Annotated in this window: 27 protein-coding genes; 5 read left to right on the forward strand and 22 right to left on the reverse strand. The window is 46.3% G+C overall.

The window, feature by feature from the left end:
* Window positions 1-94: 94 nt before the first annotated feature.
* Complete coding sequence (locus Y79_RS0118775) at window positions 95-601, reverse strand: PTS sugar transporter subunit IIA (RefSeq protein ID WP_016939058.1); 507 nt, start codon at window positions 599-601, stop codon at window positions 95-97.
* Between the two features lie 137 nt (window positions 602-738).
* Between Y79_RS0118775 and Y79_RS0118780 the strand changes: the two genes are divergently transcribed.
* Window positions 739-1,152, forward strand: coding sequence for an Hsp20/alpha crystallin family protein (locus Y79_RS0118780; protein ID WP_016939059.1), 414 nt, complete (start codon window positions 739-741; stop codon window positions 1,150-1,152).
* Between the two features lie 29 nt (window positions 1,153-1,181).
* Here the strand turns inward: Y79_RS0118780 and Y79_RS0118785 are convergent, their stop codons facing one another.
* Window positions 1,182-1,655: a YppG family protein gene (locus Y79_RS0118785; protein WP_016939060.1), complete on the reverse strand. Its 474-nt coding sequence runs from the start codon at window positions 1,653-1,655 to the stop codon at window positions 1,182-1,184.
* Between the two features lie 187 nt (window positions 1,656-1,842).
* On the opposite strand from Y79_RS0118785, the gene Y79_RS0118790 reads away from it, so the two are divergent.
* Window positions 1,843-2,025 (forward strand): YppF family protein, encoded by a 183-nt coding sequence (locus Y79_RS0118790; RefSeq protein ID WP_003153532.1) that lies wholly within the window; start codon window positions 1,843-1,845, stop codon window positions 2,023-2,025.
* A 37-nt stretch (window positions 2,026-2,062) separates the two neighbouring features.
* Here Y79_RS0118790 and Y79_RS0118795 read toward each other — a convergent pair whose 3' ends face one another.
* Together Y79_RS0118795 and Y79_RS0118800 are read right to left on the reverse strand one after the other, a co-directional pair.
* Window positions 2,063-2,431, reverse strand: coding sequence for a YppE family protein (locus Y79_RS0118795; RefSeq protein WP_016939061.1), 369 nt, complete (start codon window positions 2,429-2,431; stop codon window positions 2,063-2,065).
* A 45-nt stretch (window positions 2,432-2,476) separates the two neighbouring features.
* On the reverse strand, window positions 2,477-2,722 hold the full coding sequence (locus Y79_RS0118800; protein WP_016939062.1) for a DUF5446 family protein: 246 nt from the start codon (window positions 2,720-2,722) through the stop codon (window positions 2,477-2,479).
* 204 nt (window positions 2,723-2,926) lie between these two features.
* Here Y79_RS0118800 and sspM point away from each other — a divergent pair, with 204 nt between their 5' ends.
* Complete coding sequence (gene sspM, locus Y79_RS0118805; protein WP_016939063.1) at window positions 2,927-3,031, forward strand: acid-soluble spore protein SspM; 105 nt, start codon at window positions 2,927-2,929, stop codon at window positions 3,029-3,031.
* Window positions 3,032-3,069: 38 nt separating this feature from the next.
* Here sspM and Y79_RS0118810 read toward each other — a convergent pair whose 3' ends face one another.
* Window positions 3,070-4,032, reverse strand: coding sequence for a DUF2515 domain-containing protein (locus Y79_RS0118810; protein WP_032864901.1), 963 nt, complete (start codon window positions 4,030-4,032; stop codon window positions 3,070-3,072).
* Between the two features lie 41 nt (window positions 4,033-4,073).
* Between Y79_RS0118810 and recU the strand changes: the two genes are divergently transcribed.
* Window positions 4,074-4,682: a Holliday junction resolvase RecU gene (gene recU / locus Y79_RS0118815; RefSeq protein ID WP_029575375.1), complete on the forward strand. Its 609-nt coding sequence runs from the start codon at window positions 4,074-4,076 to the stop codon at window positions 4,680-4,682.
* Between the two features lie 38 nt (window positions 4,683-4,720).
* Window positions 4,721-7,501, forward strand: a complete 2,781-nt coding sequence (locus Y79_RS0118820; RefSeq protein WP_016939066.1) for a transglycosylase domain-containing protein — start codon at window positions 4,721-4,723, stop codon at window positions 7,499-7,501.
* A gap of 77 nt (window positions 7,502-7,578) precedes the next feature.
* Here Y79_RS0118820 and Y79_RS0118825 read toward each other — a convergent pair whose 3' ends face one another.
* From Y79_RS0118825 to dapB, 17 genes are all read right to left on the reverse strand, one after another.
* Window positions 7,579-8,070: a YpoC family protein gene (locus Y79_RS0118825; RefSeq protein ID WP_016939067.1), complete on the reverse strand. Its 492-nt coding sequence runs from the start codon at window positions 8,068-8,070 to the stop codon at window positions 7,579-7,581.
* Window positions 8,067-8,726: an endonuclease III gene (nth, locus tag Y79_RS0118830; protein WP_016939068.1), complete on the reverse strand. Its 660-nt coding sequence runs from the start codon at window positions 8,724-8,726 to the stop codon at window positions 8,067-8,069. Before nth ends, Y79_RS0118825 begins: the two co-directional genes overlap by 4 nt.
* An 18-nt stretch (window positions 8,727-8,744) precedes the next feature.
* Window positions 8,745-9,443, reverse strand: coding sequence for a DNA replication protein DnaD (gene dnaD, locus Y79_RS0118835; RefSeq protein WP_016939069.1), 699 nt, complete (start codon window positions 9,441-9,443; stop codon window positions 8,745-8,747).
* Window positions 9,444-9,537: 94 nt separating this feature from the next.
* A complete protein-coding gene (gene asnS, locus Y79_RS0118840) occupies window positions 9,538-10,830 on the reverse strand; it encodes an asparagine--tRNA ligase (RefSeq protein ID WP_016939070.1) in 1,293 nt (430 codons plus the stop codon).
* Window positions 10,831-10,964: 134 nt separating this feature from the next.
* Window positions 10,965-12,146 carry a pyridoxal phosphate-dependent aminotransferase gene (locus tag Y79_RS0118845; RefSeq protein WP_016939071.1) on the reverse strand — a complete coding sequence of 394 codons (1,182 nt, stop codon included), beginning with the start codon at window positions 12,144-12,146 and terminating at the stop codon, window positions 10,965-10,967.
* Between the two features lie 22 nt (window positions 12,147-12,168).
* On the reverse strand, window positions 12,169-12,654 hold the full coding sequence (gene tseB / locus Y79_RS0118850) for a cell wall elongation/penicillin-binding protein regulator TseB (protein ID WP_016939072.1): 486 nt from the start codon (window positions 12,652-12,654) through the stop codon (window positions 12,169-12,171).
* Window positions 12,655-12,663: 9 nt separating this feature from the next.
* Window positions 12,664-12,834, reverse strand: coding sequence for a YpmA family protein (locus tag Y79_RS1000000121085; protein ID WP_003153512.1), 171 nt, complete (start codon window positions 12,832-12,834; stop codon window positions 12,664-12,666).
* Window positions 12,835-12,981: 147 nt separating this feature from the next.
* Window positions 12,982-15,768, reverse strand: coding sequence for an ATP-dependent DNA helicase DinG (gene dinG, locus Y79_RS0118860; protein ID WP_016939073.1), 2,787 nt, complete (start codon window positions 15,766-15,768; stop codon window positions 12,982-12,984).
* A 121-nt stretch (window positions 15,769-15,889) separates the two neighbouring features.
* Window positions 15,890-16,273, reverse strand: a complete 384-nt coding sequence (gene panD, locus Y79_RS0118865) for an aspartate 1-decarboxylase (protein ID WP_016939074.1) — start codon at window positions 16,271-16,273, stop codon at window positions 15,890-15,892.
* A 1-nt stretch (window position 16,274) separates the two neighbouring features.
* On the reverse strand, window positions 16,275-17,135 hold the full coding sequence (gene panC / locus Y79_RS0118870; protein ID WP_016939075.1) for a pantoate--beta-alanine ligase: 861 nt from the start codon (window positions 17,133-17,135) through the stop codon (window positions 16,275-16,277).
* Between the two features lie 3 nt (window positions 17,136-17,138).
* Window positions 17,139-17,972 (reverse strand): 3-methyl-2-oxobutanoate hydroxymethyltransferase, encoded by an 834-nt coding sequence (gene panB / locus Y79_RS0118875; protein WP_016939076.1) that lies wholly within the window; start codon window positions 17,970-17,972, stop codon window positions 17,139-17,141.
* A gap of 244 nt (window positions 17,973-18,216) precedes the next feature.
* Window positions 18,217-19,194, reverse strand: coding sequence for a bifunctional biotin--[acetyl-CoA-carboxylase] synthetase/biotin operon repressor (locus tag Y79_RS0118880; RefSeq protein ID WP_016939077.1), 978 nt, complete (start codon window positions 19,192-19,194; stop codon window positions 18,217-18,219).
* On the reverse strand, window positions 19,179-20,369 hold the full coding sequence (locus Y79_RS0118885; protein ID WP_016939078.1) for a CCA tRNA nucleotidyltransferase: 1,191 nt from the start codon (window positions 20,367-20,369) through the stop codon (window positions 19,179-19,181). The genes Y79_RS0118880 and Y79_RS0118885 overlap by 16 nt, the downstream gene beginning before the upstream one ends.
* A 4-nt stretch (window positions 20,370-20,373) precedes the next feature.
* Window positions 20,374-21,507 (reverse strand): N-acetyl-alpha-D-glucosaminyl L-malate synthase BshA, encoded by a 1,134-nt coding sequence (gene bshA, locus Y79_RS0118890; protein WP_016939079.1) that lies wholly within the window; start codon window positions 21,505-21,507, stop codon window positions 20,374-20,376.
* On the reverse strand, window positions 21,504-22,217 hold the full coding sequence (bshB1, locus tag Y79_RS0118895) for a bacillithiol biosynthesis deacetylase BshB1 (protein ID WP_016939080.1): 714 nt from the start codon (window positions 22,215-22,217) through the stop codon (window positions 21,504-21,506). Before bshB1 ends, bshA begins: the two co-directional genes overlap by 4 nt.
* Window positions 22,210-22,623, reverse strand: a complete 414-nt coding sequence (gene mgsA / locus Y79_RS0118900; RefSeq protein ID WP_016939081.1) for a methylglyoxal synthase — start codon at window positions 22,621-22,623, stop codon at window positions 22,210-22,212. Before mgsA ends, bshB1 begins: the two co-directional genes overlap by 8 nt.
* A 23-nt stretch (window positions 22,624-22,646) precedes the next feature.
* Entirely contained in the window at window positions 22,647-23,450 is an 804-nt protein-coding gene (gene dapB, locus Y79_RS0118905; protein WP_003153497.1) for a 4-hydroxy-tetrahydrodipicolinate reductase, read from the reverse strand.
* Window positions 23,451-23,457: the final 7 nt, after the last annotated feature.

Raw genomic sequence — 23,457 nt, forward strand, 5'->3', positions numbered from 1 at the left:
TCACACCTCTTTATGAGGTACAGTTTACCGAATATTTGTTTGCCTGGCTAGATGAAAATACTTTACAAGAAAAAAGCAGGGAATCAGCCCCTGCCTACTTCATTTTTATTGTAAAAAGCTCTGTTTGTCCTTTTTTCGCTTCATTTGCGCCTGCAAATTGCAAAGGCTCCGCGGCATCGCCGTTCATAATGACCATAGGGATGACGGTGCTGCTTGCTTTTTCTTTTATTAAATCCAGATCGCAGGTTAAAAGCAGGTCGCCTGTCTTGATTTTGTCCCCTTCTTTTACGTGTGCTTCAAAGCCTTCTCCGTTCATGTTGACGGTATCCAAACCGACATGTATCAAAAGTTCCGCTCCGGAAAGGGTGCGGATGCCGACTGCGTGTTTTGTATGAAACAGCTGAATCACTTCTCCCTCAGCCGGTGAAACAATATCTCCGTTTGCAGGTTCGATGGCGATCCCGTCCCCCATCATTTTTTGTGAAAATACGGGATCCGGCACTGAAGCCAAATCCATCACCGCTCCGTCAGCCGGAGAAAAAATCACTTCCTCGGCCGGCTTTTTCCGGCTGTCTCCCAATCCGAATAATTTTTTCAGCAATGTGTTGTGCTCCCCTTCCTAAATGTGAGTCCGTTACCAGTTTATTCTCCACTATTTAACCATACTTTCTTTTTTCCTTCAATTCTTAACCATACGGGATAACAGTGCATAGTCTGTTGTAAAAAGGCGGTGATCCTATGGAACAAAATGAAGACGATAAACGTTATTTGGAAAGAAATGAAGACATCCTCAGCCATGCGATGGATCAATTTTTTCACTCAGGCCCCTTCTCAGAATTGATGCAGGGTTTTCAGCATCTTGTCAATTCTGCTTTTACTGAAGCACAAGTAACGATTGACGTCAGAGAAGAGTCCTCGGGCCTTGCGGTTGACATCAGCGTCCCTCCGACGTTCCGTGACGGGGATATGCTGGTGGAAACGAAAGGGTGCTACCTCCACGTAACAATCCGGCACGATCACAAGCAAGCCCATTCATCCCATGTGTCTTCAAGCATGACAAGAACCGTCGTCCTCCCTTATGAGGTGCGTGAAGAAGATATGGAAACATCCTGGAATGAGCAGACGCTTACCATCTTTTTACCTAAAAAATAAGCATGAATGATAGACATCATTCATGCTTTTTATTTAAAGATACTGGTAAATCCTTTCACCAGCGATCCGACCTGGTTTACGGCGCTTACCATCTGCCCCGTTGTATCTATCATTTTATTAAAGTCAAACTGTCCATTTGTCTTTTTAAACTGTGAGAGTATCCCTGAGAATTGGGAAGGCTGCTGCTGATTCGGTCTGGGAACGGGGTAAGGATTCACAAATCCCGGCGGCCCCCCGGGCATGCCTGCCTGAGGCGGGGCGGGAGTGTACGGCTGCTGCATATGACCGTATTCCTGATTCGGATAAAATTGAGGCGGAAACTGCCCTTGCTGATGATACGGCGGCTGCTGCAATGGCTGCTGTATTTGCTGCGGATACGGCTGCGGCTGTAATGGCTGCATCTGCTGCTGATTCGGCTGCTGCAGCGGCTGTATCTGCTGCGGATAGAAATATCCCGCCGGCTGCTGGTACATATTTTGATACGGCTGCGCTCTCCATTGCATATGACATTCCCCCTGTGCCTCTCGCTTAGTTTCTTCTATATATGTATGAATCCCGCCTTGGTTATGTGCTTTCGGAAAGCCTCATCTTTGTCAAATGCTGTCGAAAGTCTTAATTTTTTAAAAACAGAAAAAAGTCGAATCGTTATGTTAACATAATCTCAACATACATGAGAGGGGATGCACCATTATGAACGTATCATACTTAAGAAAACGTTTTGCAGAAGTGAAAAAATATGAAACAGATTGTGCAGATAAACTGATGGACTTTGCCAAGTTCCTCTATATTCAAGGCCATCTCACCGCAACCGAATTTCGTAACAGTATGAAGGTTCTCGAAGCAAGTGGAGCAGAAAACCCGGCGTATGAATAACATACCCGACCCCTTTATATAAAAGAAGGCAGCTGTTTCAGCTGCCTTCTTTTTCAATTTCATCTCTCAATATACGAAGCGTATATAAAACAGATTCAGTTAGATCCTTGTATCTTTTTTTATGAATATGATGAACATATGATTGGAGCATCAGCTCTCCGAAATTTTCTGAAACGGCCTGAATTTGGGCGTGATGAACGTATTTCGGACGGTTTTCCTGAATAAACGCAAGCGCTGCTTCAGTCCAAATCGCGCAAAGCCGGTCTTTTTTTTCAACATCGGGTTTAATCACATCAAAAAAATCATATGAACGGCCGGTTTCTTTTCCTTCCTGATATCTTCTGTCGGCTTCAAGAGCCGCCTCTATCATTTGTACTGTCAGTTTCAATAACGACTGTGTCTGCAAACGGACTCACCTCAGTACATATCGTACCAAAGTTTTCACATAAAATCAGCTGATCCGGCAGGCTCTCGGCAAATCCTTTTTACGACGGTCAGTCAAAAACAGATCATCAATACAAACATGAAGCTCGCGGGCCTCTTCTTCAATGCGGGCAAGCCGGTCCTGCCTGATTTCTTCAGCTTCCGCCTGACAGGACTTAACTGCCTGTGTAAGCGTCTTTTCAGCGGCAGAAATCCGGACTTCGATATCAGAAAGCAGACGGAGAATATCAGCCTTACTCGTGTAAACAGACATTCATGTTCCTCCCTTTTGTCACTTGCGTCTCTCCTGATATAATTCTCGTTTTCATACCGCTCTCCTCCGCACCTGACAAAACTAGAAGCAGTTCGGCAAACAAACAGAGATTAACCTAAAAGACGGACTTTTCGACAAAAAAGTGCCGCAAACTTTGTATGAACCGGCACGTTAATGCAAACGATACAGTTGAGGAGGTGCCGTATGAAAACGAGACCGAAAAATGCAGGTAAACAACAAAAAAACGAATCAAAAACGACTGATACGCTTGATAAAAAATTAGGCGGCCCAAACCGCCCTTCTACGTAAGACACCGCCCGAAACCGCAGCGAACGGTTTCGGGCTTTTTATTTTTTAAGCCACTCTTTAACCGCGAAAAGCGCGTGAAGCTCCCGCCTTTTCTGTAAATACCAGTCCGTCAGTTCAAGCTGTTTCGGCATTTTCTCCTGTAAAAAAGCCCCTTTCCTTAACCTTTTTTGAAACCAATCCGCCTTTTTGCCGTCTAATGAGTGGGCAACAATCGGATAAGTTGTCCTCAGCATCGGTGACGTTCTTTTTTTGATGCCGATCATTTTCTCCATATCAAAGCGCGAGCCGGTATGAGGAACGGTATCGAGAAAACGGTAAAAAGAAGCGTGAAGATCAGGACTGAACAAAAGACGGGCAAGCTGTTTTCCGAGCGTAATTCTTTCTTCTGTTTTTGAAAACCGTTTGACGGAAATTCCGTATAAACATCCGTCAAATGAGGGGAATATCACCGTGTTAAAGTGAAACCAATCACTTAAATAAAAAGGAATCGTACCAAAAACATTCTTTTTAAACGAAGGATTTTGTATAATAGGTGCTTGGATAGTGTTTTGTTCATTTATAATAAGAGCATACATGAGCCGTTCCGTATCTCCGTCACGCCAAAAGCGGAGCCATTCTTCCTGCATGAAAGCCGAGACGCGGAAATAAGGGAGATGACAGAAAAGAGGTTCGCCGATCTGTTTTGACCACTGGTAGATCAGAAGCTGAGGATAGGCATCAGAAAAAATCAGCCAATTCGCCCTCTCATACGAAAGGAAAAACCAGTTCTTCTGCCTGCTGTCAAGACCCTCCTGATAAAGGACGCCTCTTAAATCAGTCATCGACCAGCCCGCATTGCGGGACACAAAAGATGCCAAAAGCGGCCATTTGATTTCAGGATGGCGGTCATAATATGCTTTATAGGCATTTGTCCTAGAAATGTTATCGGCATTTTTTATTTTCGTCTCTTTTTCGATCTGATGAAGAATGGCGGTTACGGTCTGTCGTTTATGCACGTTCATTCACTTCCGTCACTATGAGTTTGATAAGGAGGATGGAAAAAGTGATTCGGTATCCGAATGGAAAAACTTTTCAGCCGAACAAAACGGTTTCATCCCAAAACAGCCAGAAACGGTCCCATTCATACAGTAATCGCGGCATGACCCTCGAAGACGACCTGAATGAAACGAATAAGTATTATCTGGCTAACCAAATTGCGGTTATTCACAAAAAGCCGACTCCCGTCCAGATTGTAAACGTCCATTATCCGAAAAGAAGCGCCGCAGTCATTAAGGAAGCTTATTTTAAGCAGTCTTCGACAACCGATTACAATGGGATTTATAAAGGGCGCTACATTGATTTCGAAGCAAAAGAAACAAAAAACAAAACGGCATTTCCCCTGCAGAATTTTCATGACCATCAAATTGAGCACATGAAGCAGGTGGTCAGGCAAGACGGCATTTGTTTTGTTATTATATCCGCTTTCGAAAAGGTTTATTTCCTCGAGGCCGACAAGCTGTTTGTCTTTTGGGAGAGAAAGGAGAACAACGGCAGAAAATCGATTCGCAAAGACGAATTAGAAGATGCTTCCTTTCCGATTTCCCTTGGATACTCACCGAGAATTGATTATATTAGTATTATTGAACAGCTTTATTTTTCGCAGGGACAGTAGACTGAGCGAAAGGTTGATTAACGAAAGGTTGAGATGTTATGTCAGATCAATTTAAGAGCCGTGAAGAACGCCGCAAGGCTAGGCAGACGAAAAGCCCCAAGTCTTCTTCACCGAAAAAAGGAAAGAAACAGCGTAAAGGCGGTTTATTCAAAAAGATTGTGCTGTCTTTGGTTATTCTGTTTGTCCTTGGCATAGTCGGCGGAGCCGCGGCATTTGCCGTTTTAGTTTCCGGTGCGCCGTCTTTGGACGAAGCCAAGCTGAAAACGCCTTACTCTTCAACAATTTACGATAAAAACGGCAAAGAAATCGCGGAAGTGGGCGGCGAAAAACGAACCTACGTCCCGATTAAAGATATACCCGATGTTGTGAAAGAAGCATTTATCGCAACAGAGGACGCCCGTTTTTATAAGCACCACGGAATAGACCCGATCCGGATCGGCGGCGCCTTGGTCGCCAACTTTACGGATGGTTTCGGTTCAGAGGGAGGAAGCACGATCACCCAGCAGGTTGTGAAAAACTCGCTTTTGACCCATCAAAAAACGATTAAGCGGAAAGCACAGGAAGTGTGGCTTTCACTGCAGCTGGAGCGCCATTATTCTAAAGATGAAATCTTAGAAATGTATTTAAACAGAATTTATTTCTCACCGCGCGCCTATGGCGTCGGCAAAGCGGCTGAAGAATTCTTCGGCGTAAAAGATTTGAGCAAGCTTACGGTTGAACAGGCGGCAACGCTTGCCGGAATGCCGCAAAGCCCGACCGGATATAACCCGGTTAAAAATCCGAAGGCTTCCGAAAAACGCCGGAACATCGTTCTCAGCTTGATGGAAAAACAAGGATTCATTTCAAATTCTGAATACCAAAAAGCGAAGAAAGTGTCCATGAAAGATGAAGGCGTCGTCAGCCAAAAGGAATACGATAAAAAGGACACAAATAAATACAGCGCTTTTGTCGAAGAAGTCATGAAAGAAATTGAGACAAAAGAAAAGAAAGACGTCGATATTTCAACTGACGGATTAAAAATTTACACGACCCTTGATACAAAAGCACAAGATTATCTTGATCAATTGATGAACGGTGACACAGCCGGCTTTACCGAAGGCATGCAGGGCGGCGTCACGCTCCTTGATACGACAAACGGAGAAATCCGCGCCATCGGAGCAGGACGAAATAGAACTACCGGGGGATTCAATTATGCAACACAAGGTAAAACCCAGCCAGGTTCAACGATAAAACCGATTCTTGATTACGGACCGGTCATTGAAAATAAAAAATGGTCGACGTATGAGCAGATTGACGATTCTGCATATACGTACTCTAACGGCACACCGATCCATGATTATGACAATAGATACAGAGGCCAGATATCAATGCGAGAGGCCCTCGCAGACTCACGTAATATCCCTGCTTTAAAAGCGTTCCAAGCAGTTGGAAAGGATAATGCCGTGGACTTTGCAAACGACCTGGGATTAGGTTTAAACAAAGATCAAGTATATGAGCCCTATTCTATCGGCGGTTTTGGGGATGAAAACCGCGGTGTATCTACTATGACCATGGCAGGCGCCTACAGTGCGTTCGGAAATAACGGAACGTACAATGAACCGCACGCAGTCACATCGATTGAATTCAATGACGGCACTAAGCTTGATTTAACACCGAAACCGAAGAGTGCTATGAGCGATTACACGGCATTCATGATCACCGATATGCTTAAAACAGTGGTGCAGTCAGGAACGGGTAAACTGGCTCAAGTACCGAATGTGGAAGTCGCCGGTAAAACGGGTACGACAAACTTTACTAAAGATGATATTCAAAAATATAACATTGCTCCAGGCGGAGTCCCAGACTCATGGTTTGTCGGCTATACCCCTCAATATACAGCGGCGGTTTGGACCGGTGTTGAGTCTGGCAACAAAGCAGGCAAAAAATCACTGTCATCGACAGACCAGCAAGTCGCAAAACGGATTTTCCAAAAGCTGATCTCATACGTTGATGACGGTAAAGGAAGCTTCAAGCAGCCTGACAGCGTCGTAAAAGAAACAGTTGAGAAAGGCTCGAATCCTGCCGCTTTAGCCGGACCGAATACGCCGGATGATAAAAAAGTGACGGAGTACTTCGTGAAAGGAACGGAACCTACTGCCGTTTCTAAAACGTACGCGAAAGAAAAAGCCAATAAACCGACTGGCTTACAAGTGAAATACGACAAAGATAAAAAATCATTAACTTTAAGCTGGGATTATGACGGCGATGCAACATTCAATGTCAAACAATCCATTGACGGCGGAAGCTACAGTGACATTCAAAACAGTTCGGCAAAAGAAGCCGTCGTCTCAAATGTCACCCCTGGGTCCACATACAGCTTCCAGGTGACAGCGGAAAATGATGACGGAAAAAGCGATACGGCATCAGCATCTTTCAAAGTTCCAAAAGATGAAGAAGACAATGCAGATAAAGATAAAGCGACTGACGATGAACAGAAACCTGATGATAAGGATAAAGACAAGACCCAAACCGATGATTCGAAAACAGACGATAATCAAACAGATACGTCAGACGGATCGGATCAATCACCAACCGATGACCCGAATAAAAATCCGGACCAATCCGATCAGGATCAAACGGATAATAACAATCCGAATCAGCCTGGTAACGGGACGGATAACAACGGACAGCAAGATAACGGCTCTGATAATGGTTCCGATACCGGTTCAGACGGTTCGAAAAAACCTGACAGCGGTCAGAAGGACAAAAACCAAGACTCATCTTCAAATGTCAACGGGCAGTCCAATTCGTCAACCATCCAGTCAAATCCCGCTCATTAGCGGACGAAATCCTTCACCTCAAACAGGTGAAGGATTTTTTTCATACAAAAAAACCTCCTTTTCTTATAAGGAGGTTTTTATGATTTGTTCATAGCTTCATATTTATGATATTGTTTTGTCATCTCCGTCATCAATTCGTCAAGCTGAATAAATGAGTGAAATTGAGTCGGTTTTGTTAAAATAAACGCCACTCTCTCCGCCCAATTAATCGGCTCCGCGGGAAAATGCTTGGTTTCAAGCACAGACCAATCAAGTGATGTGACCCGCTCCCCTGCCGTCCAATGAAACGCGGCAATCAGACAGGCAATCCCCTTCAGCATATCATTTTGATCACACCTCGATTTCCTTGTTTGAAAAACGGGAAGAAGCGCTTCTTTCGTTTCGTTCCAAATCTGAAAAAGAAACGGAACATATTCGCTCCTTTCCGTCCACGGCTTCACTTTTGGCTGACTGCTGAAATCCATATACAGCGGATGCCGGCGCAAAGCCGCTTTGACCTCTAAGCTGTCCATATCTTTAAGACTGCGCAAGTATGTTTCATAGCCTGCCAGAATATTAATCGCCGTCACCGTTTCACCAGCCCTTTTTTGTCACGCTTTTGCCCTTCCCTGCATAACGAAAGCAAAGGACATTCCGCACAGCGGGGAGATTGCGCTTTACAATGATACCGCCCGAAAAATATTAATCTGTGATGTGTGACAGACCAATCCTCTTTGGGCACTTTTTTCATTAATGTTTTCTCTACTTCCAATACAGAGTCCTTCCAGCGGCAGATGCCTAGCCTTTTCGAGACCCGTTCCACATGAGTGTCCACAGCGATTGCCGGTACGCCGAAAGCAACGGATACGACCACATTTGCCGTTTTCCGTCCGACACCCGGCAGCTTCACAAGCTCATCCCGGTCTTTTGGCACTTCTCCGCCGTACTCTTCGATGATCATTTTGCTCAGTTTTTGAATATTTTTGGCTTTATTTCGGTACAGTCCGATTGATTTAATATCCTGCTGAAGTTCTTCCAGCGGGACGGCAAGATAATCTTCAGGCCGTTTATATTTTTGAAATAGCGTTTTTGTCACTCTGTTAACGAGAGCATCCGTACATTGCGCAGATAAAGCGACTGCCACAACCAGTTCGAAAGGATTTGAATGGACAAGTTCACATTCTGCGTGCGGAAACATATCACCGATTTTATCAAGACAATATTCAATCTGCTTTAAATTTAACACGTTTCTCCCCTTCTCAAGTTACTGTTCCAGCCAATTGTAAAAAGGCACCTGTCTCGTATACTCTTTTTGCGGTTCATTTTGTTTCGTCTGAACACGCCGGAATTTTTGGCTGTGCGCCTTCGCCTGCTCAACCGTTTTGAAGCCGTTCTTTTTCCATTCAAATAAAATCCGGTCAATATAGCGAAAACTGAGCTTTCCTGATAAGACAGCTTCTTTTAGCGCATGTTTAATCAGAATCGCGTCATGCTGATCCTGGTCCTGCCATATGGCCAGCGTCTCACATTCAAGCGGAGACAGCGGTCTTCCAAACTCTTCTTCAAAGATGGTGTACAGGCTTTTTTGTTCTCTTTCTGACGTTCTTTCCTGCGTTTCATTTTGTGAGTGCTGCATGTAATCATACAGCTTCGCCCATAAAGGCTGCAGAGAATATTTTTCGAACTTTATGCCGTTATGGTCTTCACATTCTTCAATAAACAGAAAACCTTTTTGAATGAACATTCTCAGGCAGCTTGTACATTCTTCAGCAGAAATGGACATCCCTGACTGCAGTTCAAACGGCGTCGGAAAATAAGAACCCTTTTCCAAATGCATTTTAATCTTTAAAAGCAGAATCAATTCGGTTTCATTCAGCCCGAGCTGCCGGTAATGTGTCAGCAGCAGGTTGGGAATGCTTGAAATGCCGAGTTCCTGCATATCTATAAATTGCTGTTTTTTCATCCTTACACCTCTTACTGTAAAAGGTTATCTCCGGGAGCTTTCCCCTTTACTTAGAAAAAGTCTCCCTTGCAGGAGACTTCGTTTTTTAAAACTATTACGGATACAGACGGTTCAGAAGTCTCGGGAACGGAATCGTTTCACGCACGTGAGGCGCTCCGCTGATCCAAGCCACTGTCCGCTCAAGTCCGAGGCCGAAGCCTGAGTGCGGAACAGAACCGTATTGTCTGAGTTCAGCATACCATTTGTAAGCATCTGAATCCAGACCGTGTTCTTTTAATCTTTCTTCCAATAAATCCATATCGTGAACGCGTTCAGATCCGCCGATGATTTCCCCGTAGCCTTCCGGAGCGATTAAATCGGCACATAGCACGACATCGTCACGATCTTTGGCAGGCTGCATATAAAACGGTTTTAATGAAGTCGGATAATGAGTGATAAACACCGGTTTGTCATAGCTTTCTGCAATCGCTGTTTCATGCGGCGCACCAAAGTCATCTCCCCATTCAATATCGTCGAATCCTTTTTCTTTCAGGAACTCGATCGCTTTATCGTACGTAATGCGCGGGAAAGGCGCTTTGATTTGTTCTAATTTGGACGTGTCTCTTCCCAGTGTGTTCAGCTCGATCTTACAATGTTCCAGCACGCTTTGTACGATGTAAGAAACATAATTCTCCTGAACTTCAAGGTTTTCTTCAAATTCAACAAATGCCATTTCAGGCTCAATCATCCAGAATTCGATGAGATGGCGTTTCGTTTTTGATTTTTCCGCTCTGAATGTCGGTCCGAATGAGAATACTTTTCCCAGCGCCATTGCAGCAGCTTCCATATACAGCTGGCCGCTTTGAGACAAGAAGGCGTCTTCATCAAAATATTTTGTCGCGAACAGCTCAGTCGTGCCTTCAGGAGCGCTTCCTGTCAAAATCGGCGGATCAACTTTCACGAAACCTTCTTTGTTGAAAAATTCATAAGTCGCACGGATGATTTCGTTGCGGATTTTCATAATCGCGTGCTGGCGTTTCGAACGGAGCCACAAATGTCTGTGGTCCATTAAAAATTCCGTGCCGTGCTCTTTAGGTGTAATCGGATAATCTGTCGCTTCGTGAATGACTTCAATGGATGTGACTGCAAGCTCATAGCCAAGCGGTGAACGCTCGTCTTCTTTTACAATCCCTTTTACGTAAAGTGACGTTTCCTGCGTCACTGATTTCGCGATTTGGAAGATGTTTTCTTCAACTTCAGCTTTGACGACAACTCCCTGAATGAAGCCTGTACCGTCTCTCAGCTGTAAAAATGCGATTTTACCGCTTGAGCGTTTATTTGCGACCCAAGCTCCAATCGTTACTTCCTCGCCTGTGTGTTTATACACTTGGTTGATTGTTGTTTTCAAAATCTTTCCCTCCAGAACAAGAAAGACATTCAGGAATCTGCCTGAATCTCTTTTTTCATCACTTTATTATACCCGTTCTACTCTTACGGGGTCAATGCAGATGAAAAGCGGCTTCAAAAGCCGCTTTTTCAGAATCAGCTATGTTTTTCCGTGAAGCGGCGGATTCTTTCGACCGCTTCTTCTAAAAGATCAAGTGACGTTGCGTAAGATAAACGGACGTTGTCCGGTGAGCCGAAGCCGGAGCCCGGTACGATGGCGACTTTTTCTTCTTCCAGAAGCGCCTTCACGTATTCATCAACATCTTTGAATCCGCAGTTTTCTGCTGCCGCTTTGGCGTTAGGGAACAAGTAAAATGCCCCTTCAGGCTTGACACAGGTATATCCGGGAATTTCGCTGAGCTGAGCATAGATGGTATTCAGTCTGTGCTCAAATGCCTGTCTCATCTCTTCCAGCGGTTCAGCAGGTCCGTTATATGCCGCAATGGCGCCGTATTGAGCGATAGACGTCGGATTTGACGTGCTGTGGCTCGCAAGGCTCGTCATCGCTTTAATAATCGTCTCAGATCCCGCTGCATAACCGATTCTCCAGCCCGTCATGCTGTGGGATTTCGACACGCCGTTGATGATGACCGTCTGTTCTTTCAATTCAACGGAAAGCTGTGCGATTGAGACGTGTTTTTTTCCTCCGTATGTAAGCTTCTCATAAATTTCGTCAGAAACGATCAGAATGTCATGCTCCAGACACACTTTTCCGAGTTCACTAAGCTCTTCTTTCGTATACATGACACCTGTCGGATTGCTCGGTGAGTTGATAATGATTGCTTTTGTTTTCTCAGTGAGTGCCTGCTTCAGCTGCTCCGGTGAAATTTTAAACTGATTGGACTCCAGTCCTTCCACATAGACGGGACGTCCTCCTGCCAATTTCACCTGCTCAGGATAGCTTACCCAGTAAGGAGTCGGTATAATCACTTCGTCTCCTTCATCGAGAATGACCTGAAATAATGTATATAGGGCGTGCTTCGCTCCGGTGCAGACAATGATTTCTGACGGTTTATATTCAATCCCCTGGTCGTTTTTGAATTTTTCAGCGATGCTGTCTTTCAAGGCTGGCAGACCGCCTGAAGGCGTATATTTTGTATGGCCTTCATTCATGGAACGCACCGCGGCATCTATAATGTGCTGAGGCGTATTAAAATCAGGTTCTCCTGCTCCGAGGCCGATGACATCATGGCCTTCTGCTTTCAGCTCTTTCGCTTTTGCGGTAATTGCAAGTGTTGCAGACGGTGTTAATGCGGATACTCTTTTTGCCAATTTCAACTTGAACTCCCCCTAATACGTCTCACGGTGTGATGTTTTTGAGAATCTTGCCGCTTGTAAAGTCCACATAGCTAAAACTATACTGCCCGTTTTTGTTGATGTAGGTCACTTCCCATAATGGAACATCGTTTTCTCTCGCCGGGTGAACGTCATTCAGCTTTGAAACAAGCCCTGCGTCTTGAACGATTTTGGCAGCCTTGCTGCTTGAAATGCCGTCACTGGCTTTTTTCGAGAGAATTTTTGCTTTTTTGTCGGCCGGGACCCATACATACATGTCTTTTCCGTGTTTATCCGTTCCGGACACAACGTAATACTTCTGTTTACCGACAAAGGTTTCCACTTTCTCAGCATCTGTCAGATCCGTTTTTTCTTTAGCGGCTGCGGCTGCTGTGTCGTGGCCTTCCTCTTTTTGAGCCATTGCAGATTTAAAAATGCTGGCCGAAAATAAAAGAACCGCTAAAAAAATAATACCAAATACGGCTGTAAATATTAACGCTTTTTTTCTCATCTTTTTCACCTATGTGCGATAAATGGTGAAGACCGCTTCATTTTGATTTTCTTCGTCAAGCGCCAGTCCGAACATCAGATTATCTCTTTTCAAAGTCCGGTTTAATGTATCGACGATTTTATATAAATCATCTGAATGCTCCACATTAATTGTAGAAAGAATCTCAATTTTGCTTTCCATTTTTATACCCTCCATCGGTCGAACAAATTTTGTTAGTCATAACGGGATGCATGCGCGGCATAATAAAATCACAAGGCGGCATGAACCCGCTTTTACCATATAAACAATTCCTCATCCCACACCACGAAAGCCGCGTTTATGCGGCTTTTATTCCGTTTGGCTGACGTAATCCCCGAGTTCGGCATCCGTCAGTTCCAAAAGGGATGAAGTCGGGAGCGCATCAAGAAACAGCCGTCCGTATCCCGCCGTCTTTACACGCTGATCTAAAAGAACGATCGTTCCTTTGTCTCCCGCCGTACGGAGCAGGCGCCCGATTCCCTGTCTGAACGTTAACACGGCCTCAGGCAGAGAAATCGTCTGAAACGGGTTTTTCCCCTGCTTCTTGGCGAATTCACATTTTGCGGCATGAAGCGGATTATCAGGCGCCCGGAAAGGAAGCCTTGCAATCATGACGGTTGACAATTCATCCCCCGGAAAATCAACGCCTTCCCAGAAATGATTCGTCCCGAGCAAAATCGCCCGGCTTGCCGTTTTAAAGGTTTTCATTAATTTACCGGGACTTCCGCCCGAGATGCCCTGGCCGAGAAGCTGAATGCCTGAGATCTCCATACTGAGTTTCAATTCCTGATACACTTTTTTCAGCATATCATGAGACGTAAACAGGATAAGGATCTTCGGCTGTTTTCCCTTTGACATGATTTCAGCATACTTGGCAATATGCTCAATGACTTCCCGCTCTCCGTCATATTTGAGGGATTTCATCTCTTTCGGAATGATGACGTTCATCTGATCATCATAAGAAAAAGGAGACGGGATGCTTTTGGTGCGCGGATAAAAATCCGACAGTCCGAGCCTTTCAATCATAAATTGAAAAGACTGCTCCACCATTAAGGTCGCTGATGTGAGCACTACGCTTTTTTTACGGGCGAAAAACTGGTCTGCCAGCATTTCACCGGGCTCCAGCGGCTGTGCATAGATGCTGACGGCGTTTTTTGCGCCCTTGGCATCAATTTCAATCCAAACGGCTTCTTTCTCATCATTTTCAAACAGCAGTCTGCTGAACGTATCGCGATATTCTTTCAGCCCTCTGATGCATTTTACATACTCGGCCGCTAAAAAAGCCGCTCCGCTCTTCATCTCATCAAGCTTTTGATGCAACAGTTTCTCCTGTACTGAAAACACGTCGAGCAGCTGATCCAGCATCGCGCAAAGCCGCTCCGCTCCGTCCGTTATCATGTAAAGGCCTTTATCCTGGCTTTTATGATTCAGACTATAGACGAGACGGTTCAGATCGTCTTTAGGTTTTCTTCGTTTGACAAAAGAATGCACCGAACTGAAAAATGCGTCACTTTCAGATTGAATATGCTTCATCCACTCATCGGCGTCAAAAAAACTTTCGGCCGGCAATTCATACGTATAAAACAGTTTTCTCATCCGCTTTAACAGCCCGTGTTCTTTTAATATTCCGATTCGGCTGAGCTTTGTGTGCAGCCCGATGTACGAAGCTCTCCGCCCTAGATGCTCGCTTGCGGCTCGTTCGAAATGATGCGCTTCATCAATGATGACCGTTCCGCTTGCGGGCAGTTTTTTTGTTTCACTGCTTTGATCTGCAAACAGCAAAGCATGGTTGGTGATAATCAGATCTGCGGCCTGCGCTTTTTCTTTAGCCCGTTCATAAAATCCGGCAGCAGAGTCCTTCCCTTTTTTCAAAAAAGAATCCTCATCGTAAGACATGCGCTCCCACAGCAATCTGCCGCCTGAAGGAAGATTCAGCTCGGCGGCGTCGCCCGTTTCAGTCTCTGTCAGCCAGACGAGGAGCTGTGCTTTCGTCAGAACCGCATCATAGTTGTCATCTTCCTCATGCAGAATATGTTCAAACTTGCGCAAGCACAGATAATGCGATTTCCCTTTTAAAACAGCGGCCTTAACCGGCCATGGAAACATACGCTCCAAAAGCGGAATATCTTTAGACATGATCTGCTGCTGCAAAAGAGTAGAGTACGTGCTGATAATGACGGGAGTTTGTTCCGCTTTAGCAAATAAGACAGCCGGAACGAGATAACCGATTGTTTTTCCGATGCCGGGCGCCGCTTCTATCAGCGCATGCTCCCGGTTGCAGAAGGCCCCAAGCACTTCATCCATCATCGCAAGCTGCCCTTTCCGCTTTTCATAGCGGGGGATGATGTCAGATAAGAGCTGTTCTTTTTCATCGTTCCATTTTTCAAGATCAATGGCAGCACTCACCGGACGGGAAGCCCGAATTTGTTCGGGCTCTTTAATTGAAAAAGACCCGTATGGAATGCAGCTTTCTTCTGCCGCCGGTCTGCTTTCATGTATAAAAGAATCCAAAAGCAGCGTCAAATCGCTGATAAAATGCTGTGAAAGCCTTCTAAGCTGCTTTAACGTCGGCAAAGGCAAATGTTTCAGTTTATGTAAAATGTCTAAAAAGATCAGCCCCGTAACCTCCGCATCACTGTCTGCGCGGTGAGGCCGGTCATGCACAATATTCAGCTCCGTGCACAATTCACCGAGCTTATACCCTTCAAGCCCCGGAAAAACAATACGCGAAAGCTCAACCGTATCAAGCACTTCACAATCCGGCAGCTCATAGCCCGCTTCGCTCAGTTCATGCCGGACAAATCCGAGGTCGAAATGAATATTGTGGGCAACAAAATACGCGCCGTCAAGCAGATGAAAAATCTCTTCTGCGACCGCTTCAAACGGCAGTTCATTTTCAACCATACCGGATGAAATTCCGGTCAGCTGTTCAATAAATGGCGGAATGGCCTGATTCGGATTGATATATTTTGAAAACCGCTCAGTTATTTGTCCATTTTCAATGACAACCGCTGCGATTTGAATGATTTTATCGCCCTTTTTCGGCGAATTTCCTGTTGTTTCGACATCTATGACAACGAACCGTTGCTTGTTCATTAAAATGGACACCTCAATTCTTGCATACGAGAAAAGTGTAACACGTTTTGCTGAGAAATGGAGCGGAAAAACAGCTTTTGCCCCTGAATCTTAAAAGAAAACCCCCATGAAGGGGGCTCTTTTACAAAATCGTGTGCGCCGGCTCCTGGTCCAGCATCTGCTCGATTTTATTCTGATCGTCCAAAACCGCCACCTTCGGCTGATGGCTTTTTGCTTCCTGATCAGACATCATTTGATAAGAAATAATAATGACTTTATCTCCTGGTTGGACGAGGCGGGCAGCAGCTCCGTTTAAACAGATCACGCCGCTCCCCCGCTTACCGGGAATAATATACGTTTCAAGTCTCGCTCCGTTGTTATTATTGACGATTTGAACTTTTTCATTAACGAGCATTCCGACGGCATCCAAAAGATCTTCATCAATCGTAATGCTGCCGACATAGTTCAAATTGGCTTCCGTCACGGTAGCGCGGTGCAGTTTTCCGGCCATCATAGTGCGGTACATATTATGATCTCTCCCATTCATCAATATCAATAATGATATTATCAATCAGTCTTGCTTTAGAAAATTGAACGGCGCAGGCCAGAATGACCTTGCCGTTTAATGTTTTAAGCGGAGTCAGCTCCGGATAAGCGTACAATTCGGCATAATCAATGACGCCGCTTGTGTTTTCGATGATATCGGTGACGGTTTTTATGACGGTTTCCGGATTTCTTTCACCGTCTCTGACCAGTTCGGCACCTTTTTGCAATGCTTTATAGATCATCGGCGCTTCTTTTCGTTCCTGCTCAGTCAGATAGACGTTGCGAGAGCTTTTGGCAAGTCCGTCTTCTTCTCTGACCGTATCCACCGCAACCAATTCGATATCCATAAAGAAATCCTCAATCAATCCGTCCACAACTGCTGCCTGCTGGGCATCTTTCAGGCCGAAATAGGCGCGGGTCGGTTTAACGAGATTGAAAAACTTCGTCAGCACAGTGGCCACTCCGTCAAAATGACCGATGCGGGAGGCGCCGCATAACACGTCAGTTCTTCTTTTTACATGCACGGCAACATTTTGCTCGCCTTTATACATGTCACTTGCAGACGGCGTAAACAATACATCTGCCCCCGCCTGTTCTGCTAGCCGGGCATCGCGGTTTAAATCACGCGGATATGCTTCGTAATCCTCGCCCGGTCCGAATTGAGTCGGATTGACAAAGATGCTCATCACGACAATATCGTTTTCTTTGGTTGCTTTTTCAACCAGCGTCAGATGTCCTTCATGAAGAAAACCCATTGTCGGGACGAACCCGATCGTCCGGCCTTCTGAGCGGTATTGCGCAATCAGTTCTTTCAGCTGTTGAGTTTCTGTCAGTTGTTTCATCGTTTACTTTCCTCCGTACAAGCCTTGCAGCACAGTTTGGTTGATCTGAAAAGAATGCTTTTCTTCCGGGAAAACCCGTTCTTTCACATCACGCACATAACCGCTGAGCGCAGATTCAATCGCGCCGTCGATTTTGGCATATTGCTTCACGAACTTCGGTGTTCTGTCCACGCCGTGGCCGACGACGTCATGATAAACAAGAACTTGGCCGTCAGCTTTTGAGCCGGCTCCGATTCCGATGACGGGAATGGATACTTCTTCTATTATTTTTGCGGTCAGTTCAGCAGGCACACATTCAAGCACGAGCATCATCGCTCCCGCCTGTTCGCATTTCACGCTGTCTTCGATGAGCTTTTTCGCGCTTTGCTCATCTTTTCCCTGCACTTTATATCCGCCTAACACTCCGACAGACTGCGGTGTAAGGCCTAAATGGCTGACGACAGGGATTCCGCCGAGTGTCAGCGCGCGGATGGATTCGAAAACGCCGTCTCCGCCCTCAAGCTTTAACGCGTCCGCTCCGCTTTCCTGAATAATGGCCGCGGCATTTTTCAATGTATCTTCTTTTGAAAGGTGGTAAGACATAAACGGCATGTCGGTTACGATAAACGTATTTTTCGCCCCGCGTTTTACCGCTTTTGTATGGTGAATCATGTCACTGACCGTTACGCCGACGGTTGAATCGAGTCCGAGCACGACCATTCCGAGCGAATCCCCGACTAAAATCATGTCGACTCCAGCCTGTTCCGCCAGTTTTGCCTGCGGATAATCGTAAGCGGTCAGCATCACGATCGGCTCTCCGTTTTCCTTCATTTTCATGAAATCCAGTTTTGTTTTCATTCTGATTCTCCTCCTCTAAACGGTGAGGAGATGATCCGCCAATTCTTCGCAAGCAAAAAAGCCTTCTGTAAAATAAGAAGGATTCCCACTTGTTTAACGTTCAGCGAATGTCATCCCTCTGTCCCAGTCCTTTTTTGGATCAAGGCAGACTTTTCGTAATCTCTGTTCTGCTGATCAGGTGCAGTTCATTATGATACTGCCCATAGGAAGTATACCAAATTCACGAGGCTTGTACCAACTAAGATTAATTGAGCTCAATATCGGCAGAATAGATCTTCTTTATGCCGTCTTTCGTTTCCAAAAGAAGGACCCCCTCATCATCAATGCCGAGCGATTTCCCGTAAAACGTCCCTTGCAGCGTTCTCGCTCTGAGCTCACTCGCCAATCCGACCGCGTAGCTTTCCCATAACAGCTTAATCGGTGTAAAGCCGTGCTTCAGATAATCCTGATAGCGTTTTTCAAAAGTCAGCAGAATCTCTTGTATCAGACCCGCTCTGTCAATTTTTTCGCCGGCTTCCAGGCTGAGGCTTGTCGCAATATCCTGAAGCTCGCCGGGAAAATCGGTTTCCCGCTGGTTCACGTTGATTCCGATGCCGAGAATGACCGAACGGACACGGTCTTCTTCCGCCTGCAGCTCAGTTAAGATTCCGACGGCCTTTTTGCCGTGAATCATTAAATCATTCGGCCACTTAATAGCGGGCTGTACACCGGTAAAGGATTCGATAGCCTGAACAACCGCAACGGCAGATAACAGGGTGAGCTGCGGCGTTTTTTGCAAAGGAATTTCCGGTCTCAGGATGAGGCTCATCCATATCCCGTTTCCTTCCTGAGAATGCCACACTCTGGACATTCTTCCTCTGCCTGCCGTTTGTTTATCGGCAACTACGAGTGTTCCTTCCGGCGCGCCGTCATTGGCCAGTTCATGGGCGGTTTTTTGGGTGGACGGCAGGACGTCCCGGTAATACAGCTGTTTGCCCATAACCTCTGTTTTCAGCCCGAAGCGGATTTCAGATTCACTGAGTTTCCCCGGTTTTTTGATGAGCCTGTACCCTTTTCGTCTGACCGCCTCAACCTCATAGCCCTCTTTGCGGAGTTCTTCTATATGTTTCCAAACGGCTGTTCTCGAACAGCCGAGCGCGTCACTTATTTTCTGCCCGGAGATAAAGCCGTCACCCGCCTCAGAAAATAAATCAATTAATCGGGTTCTTAATGTTGATCCCATGATGCGAGCCACTCCTTTATGTCATGTTTTCGGTTGGAGAGCTTCCCTGCCAATACCGCTTCTTCAATCCGGCTAAGTTCTTCGGCAATCCATTTACCCGCACGGCGGTTTCTGAGCTCCATCAGATCAGCGCCTGAAATGTCGAGATCACGAAGGCTTTTGATCGGCAGCTGCTCATACAGGCTCCGAATCTCTTTCAGCTTTTGTTCATCAACCGTCTTATGCTTTTTCAGCATTTCGATTTTAACGGCTGAAAACAGCGCATCTCCAGACCGGTACATCGCCTGGGCTTCAAGCTGCGCCGGATAAACGCTTATGATCTGCACCGCTTTTTTTATGACTTTTCCCGGCAGTTTCCATTGTTTTAAAAACGGTTCGGCGCTTTTCGGACAAAGACCGAGAAATAATAACAGCGCTGCCCAGCGTTCTTCGCGCGCATCTAAGGAGGAAAACGGATATCCGCTCGCTTCAAGCATTTGCTTCTCATAACCGGAAAGGCCGGGCAGCTCTTGTATCAGACCTGTCTGCACCATTGTTTGAATCGCTTCTTTTGAAGATGCGCCAACAAGCAGCTTTTCAAACTCGACGGTCTTTCGTTCTACTGATACGTGCGCCAAAAGCTCCCTGTCTTTTATGACGGCCTCTTTTGTTTCTTTCTCTAACAGAAAGCCGAGCTGGCTCATAAACCGGACGGCTCTCATCATCCGCAGAGCGTCTTCCCGAAAACGGTCTTCAGGGTTCCCCACCGTACGGATCAGCTTTTGCGCGATATCATGAACGCCTCCGAAATAATCAAGCAATTCTCCTTCGGCAGACATCGCCATTGCATTAATCGTTAAGTCTCTCCGCTTTAAGTCTTCTGCTAAAGATGTAATGAACCGGACGGCTTCAGGGCGCCGGTAGTCCTTATATTCTGATTCGGCGCGGAAGGTGGTGACTTCATATGTTTCATCTTCCCATAAGACGATTACGGTGCCGTGCTCTTTGCCGACATCGACGGTCCGCTCAAAGAGGCGCTCCACCTCATCCGGCGAAGCGCTTGTCGCGATGTCCACATCACCTATTTTTCGTTTCATATAGCTGTCTCTGACGGCTCCCCCGACAAAGTAGGCCTGGTGGCCCGCCTTTATCAGATGGTGAAGGATGGGGAGGGCTTTGACAAATTCCTGTTCCATAAGATCACTCCGGTCCTGCCAATTCATCATAAATCCGTTCGTACTGACTGACGATTCGTTGCGAAGAAAAGGCGGTCTCCACCATTTTCAGCGCATGGTCAGTCAAACGTTTGCTGAGCTGTTTGTCTTCTAAAACGGCAAGCGCTTTTTCAGAAGCCGCTTGAATATCGCCGACTTCCACCAGAAAACCGCTTACTTGATCTTTAATCACTTCCGGTATTCCGCCGATATTCGTTCCGATGCACGGCACGCCGCAGGCCATCGCCTCCAGAAGCACGAGCCCGAAACTTTCTTTTTCAGAAAGAAGGAGCTTAAGATCACTGATGGAATACAGCTCTTCCACCCTGTCCTGGTTTCCGAGGAGCAGCACTTGGTCCTGCAGGCCGTATTTCTCGACAAGCTGCCAAGCGACGCACTTTTCCGGTCCGTCGCCGACAAGCAGAAGCTTCGCCTTTGTTTTGGCTGCGATATTACGGAAAACACGGATCACATCCTTCACGCGTTTTACCTTTCTGAAGTTGGAAACATGGATGACGACTTTCTCATCCGGCGAAATACCGTGCTTCTCTTTTATACTCTCTGTATTTTTCTTAAGATAAACACGTTCATCAATAAAGTTGTAAATGGTCTCAATTTTTTTATCCGGCTTGATTAGATCATAAGTTTCCCCGGCAAGCGCGGTTGATACAGCGGTCACTCTGTCGGACGCTTCAATGGCAAACCGGATTAAATCTTTTAATGACGGATCATACCCTAAAACGGTAATGTCCGTACCGTGAAGCGTCGTAACAATGCCGATGTCGCGCTTTAGCATCTGTTTGGCGAGATAAGCGCATACTGCATGCGGGAGCGCATAGTGCGCGTGGATGATATCAAGATTTTCCCTTGCAGCAACCTCAGCGATTTTGCTCGCCAGTGAAAGGTCGTAAGGCGGATGTTTAAATACCGCGTATTGGTTGACCTCCACCTCATGAAAATGAATATTCGGATGATATGTATTTAATCTGAACGGGATGCTTGATGTGATAAAATGAACCTGGTGCCCCTTTTCCGCAAGCAGCTTGCCGAGTTCCGTCGCAATAATACCCGAGCCTCCGACACTCGGGTAGCATGTAATCCCTATTTTTAATGGTCTCATTGTCCGCCCCCAAAAACATCATCATTCAAAACGGGAAGCTGTTTTGAAAAGAAACCTTCGGCATACCCCGTCCCGGCTTCTTTGCCATACAGTCTTTCCCGCGCTTCCACCATTTCGATATAACCGTTTGTCAGCGGTGTGTTCACTGACTGCGCCGTAGGAATAAACTGACTTTGATAGGCGTGCAGGCTTTCTTTTTTCAGATCGATGGTTTCCGTTATGTCGATTACAAAGTCCGGACGGTGAAATCCGTTAATCATATAATAGTAAACTTTTTGAGCCTTGTGAGCCGGCAGTTCCCGGTGATCTTTATATTTATGAATTCCCGCTGAGAATACCGCCTCTTCGACTAATGCCGCCGCATTGCCGTGATCTGGATGGCGGTCTTTCGGATAAGGCATGAAAACGGCTTTCGGCCGGCATGCTCTGATGACACTGACAATCCGGCGGATGCTGTCCTCACTTTTCAAAAGCCCGCGGTCAGGAAGCGTAAGCTGGATTCTCTCTTTCACGCCGAGAATTCGGGCGGCCTCCGCCGCTTCTTCTTTTCTTATACTTACCGTTCCGTTAGATGACAGCTCGGCCTCGGTCAGATCGCATATCACAGCAGTTTTTCCTTGCCCCGTAAATTTTGCGATTGTGCCGCCCATACCAATCTCGACATCATCGCTATGGGCGCCGAACGCAAGAATATCAACGTGTTCAGACATTAGGCTCTCCTCCGCGCACGAGATTGCGGAAATCAAACGCCCCGCCGTCCAGCGTACGGACGAGAATCTCCGCTGTTCCCATATTTGTGGCCAGCGGGATCGCATATACGTCACACAGCCGGATCAGCGCCGATACATCCGGTTCGTGAGGCTGCGCAGTTAACGGATCCCGCAGAAAAATGACGAGATCAAGAGCATTCGCCGCAATTAATGCCCCGATTTGCTGATCTCCGCCGAGCGGGCCGGATTGAAAACGTTCAACGGACAATCCGGTCGCTTCCTGGATTTTCAAGCCTGTCGTGCCCGTCGCGTATAACTCATGGCGGCTCAATATATCTTTATATGCGGTCGTAAACTGAACCATATCCTGCTTTTTTTTATCGTGAGCAATCAAAGCGATTTTCATTTGATATTCTCCCCCTTGCCGATTCAGTCGATAATATTTTCGAGACCGTACACAAGCTGGTCGATTTTCATCACTTGCTCTACTGACAGCTTCACTCCTGACATAAAGGAAGCCCGGTTATAGGAATCATGACGCAATTTCAGCGTTTGGCCGTCCATGCCGAACATGACTTCCTGATGGGCGATAAGGCCCGGCAGACGCACGCTGTGAAGGCGGATGCCGTTTAATTCAGCACCGCGGGCGCCCGGCAGGATTTCTTTTTCATCAGGATGACCCTGCTGCTTTTCTGTACGGACGCTTGAGATCATTTCCGCTGTTTTCAGCGCCGTTCCGCTCGGTGCGTCCAGTTTTTGATCATGATGAAGCTCAATGATTTCTACATCTTCAAAATAGTTGGCGGCCATTTGTGAGAATTTCATCATCAGCACCGCGCCCAATGCAAAGTTCGGAGCGATAATGGCGCCGATTCCTTTTTCTTCAGTCAAGGCTTGAAGCTCCTCTAAATCCGCTTCGGAAAATCCGGTCGTTCCTACAACAGGACGGACGCCGTGTTCAAGAGCGGCTTTCGTATGTTTTTTGCCGATTTCAGGCGTTGTTAAATCGATCAGCACATCCGGTTTTGTTTCTTGGAAACATGCGCGGATATCCGTATAAATAAGAGCATCTGAATCAGCTGACATCACTTCCCGCAATGTTTGCTGATCGTATGTATGGTCAATGGCGCCGACAAGCTCAAAATGTGGCGTGCGGACAGCAAGTTTTACGGCCTCTTGGCCCATTCTGCCTCTCGGTCCGGCGATTACGACTTTAATGGTTTCATTTGACATGGTTTCT

This window comes from Bacillus siamensis KCTC 13613, assembly GCF_000262045.1.
Lineage (GTDB): Bacteria > Bacillota > Bacilli > Bacillales > Bacillaceae > Bacillus > Bacillus siamensis.

Coding starts and splice junctions, on each gene's coding strand:
- dapB (WP_003153497.1), bottom strand. CDS start 23,450: ATGTCAAATGAAACCATTAAAGTCGTAATCGCCGGACCGAGAGGCAGA.
- bshA (WP_016939079.1), bottom strand. CDS start 21,507: ATGAGACCATTAAAAATAGGGATTACATGCTACCCGAGTGTCGGAGGC.
- panD (WP_016939074.1), bottom strand. CDS start 16,273: ATGTACCGCACTATGATGGCCGGAAAACTGCACCGCGCTACCGTGACG.
- Y79_RS0118780 (WP_016939059.1), top strand. CDS start 739: ATGGAACAAAATGAAGACGATAAACGTTATTTGGAAAGAAATGAAGAC.
- Y79_RS0118810 (WP_032864901.1), bottom strand. CDS start 4,032: ATGAACGTGCATAAACGACAGACCGTAACCGCCATTCTTCATCAGATC.
- dnaD (WP_016939069.1), bottom strand. CDS start 9,443: ATGAAAAAACAGCAATTTATAGATATGCAGGAACTCGGCATTTCAAGC.
- Y79_RS0118880 (WP_016939077.1), bottom strand. CDS start 19,194: ATGGGATCAACATTAAGAACCCGATTAATTGATTTATTTTCTGAGGCG.
- dinG (WP_016939073.1), bottom strand. CDS start 15,768: ATGAACAAGCAACGGTTCGTTGTCATAGATGTCGAAACAACAGGAAAT.
- Y79_RS0118820 (WP_016939066.1), top strand. CDS start 4,721: ATGTCAGATCAATTTAAGAGCCGTGAAGAACGCCGCAAGGCTAGGCAG.
- Y79_RS0118785 (WP_016939060.1), bottom strand. CDS start 1,655: ATGCAATGGAGAGCGCAGCCGTATCAAAATATGTACCAGCAGCCGGCG.
- sspM (WP_016939063.1), top strand. CDS start 2,927: ATGAAAACGAGACCGAAAAATGCAGGTAAACAACAAAAAAACGAATCA.
- tseB (WP_016939072.1), bottom strand. CDS start 12,654: ATGAGAAAAAAAGCGTTAATATTTACAGCCGTATTTGGTATTATTTTT.
- Y79_RS1000000121085 (WP_003153512.1), bottom strand. CDS start 12,834: ATGGAAAGCAAAATTGAGATTCTTTCTACAATTAATGTGGAGCATTCA.
- Y79_RS0118885 (WP_016939078.1), bottom strand. CDS start 20,369: ATGGAACAGGAATTTGTCAAAGCCCTCCCCATCCTTCACCATCTGATA.
- Y79_RS0118800 (WP_016939062.1), bottom strand. CDS start 2,722: ATGTCTGTTTACACGAGTAAGGCTGATATTCTCCGTCTGCTTTCTGAT.
- mgsA (WP_016939081.1), bottom strand. CDS start 22,623: ATGAAAATCGCTTTGATTGCTCACGATAAAAAAAAGCAGGATATGGTT.
- panC (WP_016939075.1), bottom strand. CDS start 17,135: ATGAAACAACTGACAGAAACTCAACAGCTGAAAGAACTGATTGCGCAA.
- Y79_RS0118790 (WP_003153532.1), top strand. CDS start 1,843: ATGAACGTATCATACTTAAGAAAACGTTTTGCAGAAGTGAAAAAATAT.
- bshB1 (WP_016939080.1), bottom strand. CDS start 22,217: ATGTCTGAACACGTTGATATTCTTGCGTTCGGCGCCCATAGCGATGAT.
- panB (WP_016939076.1), bottom strand. CDS start 17,972: ATGAAAACAAAACTGGATTTCATGAAAATGAAGGAAAACGGAGAGCCG.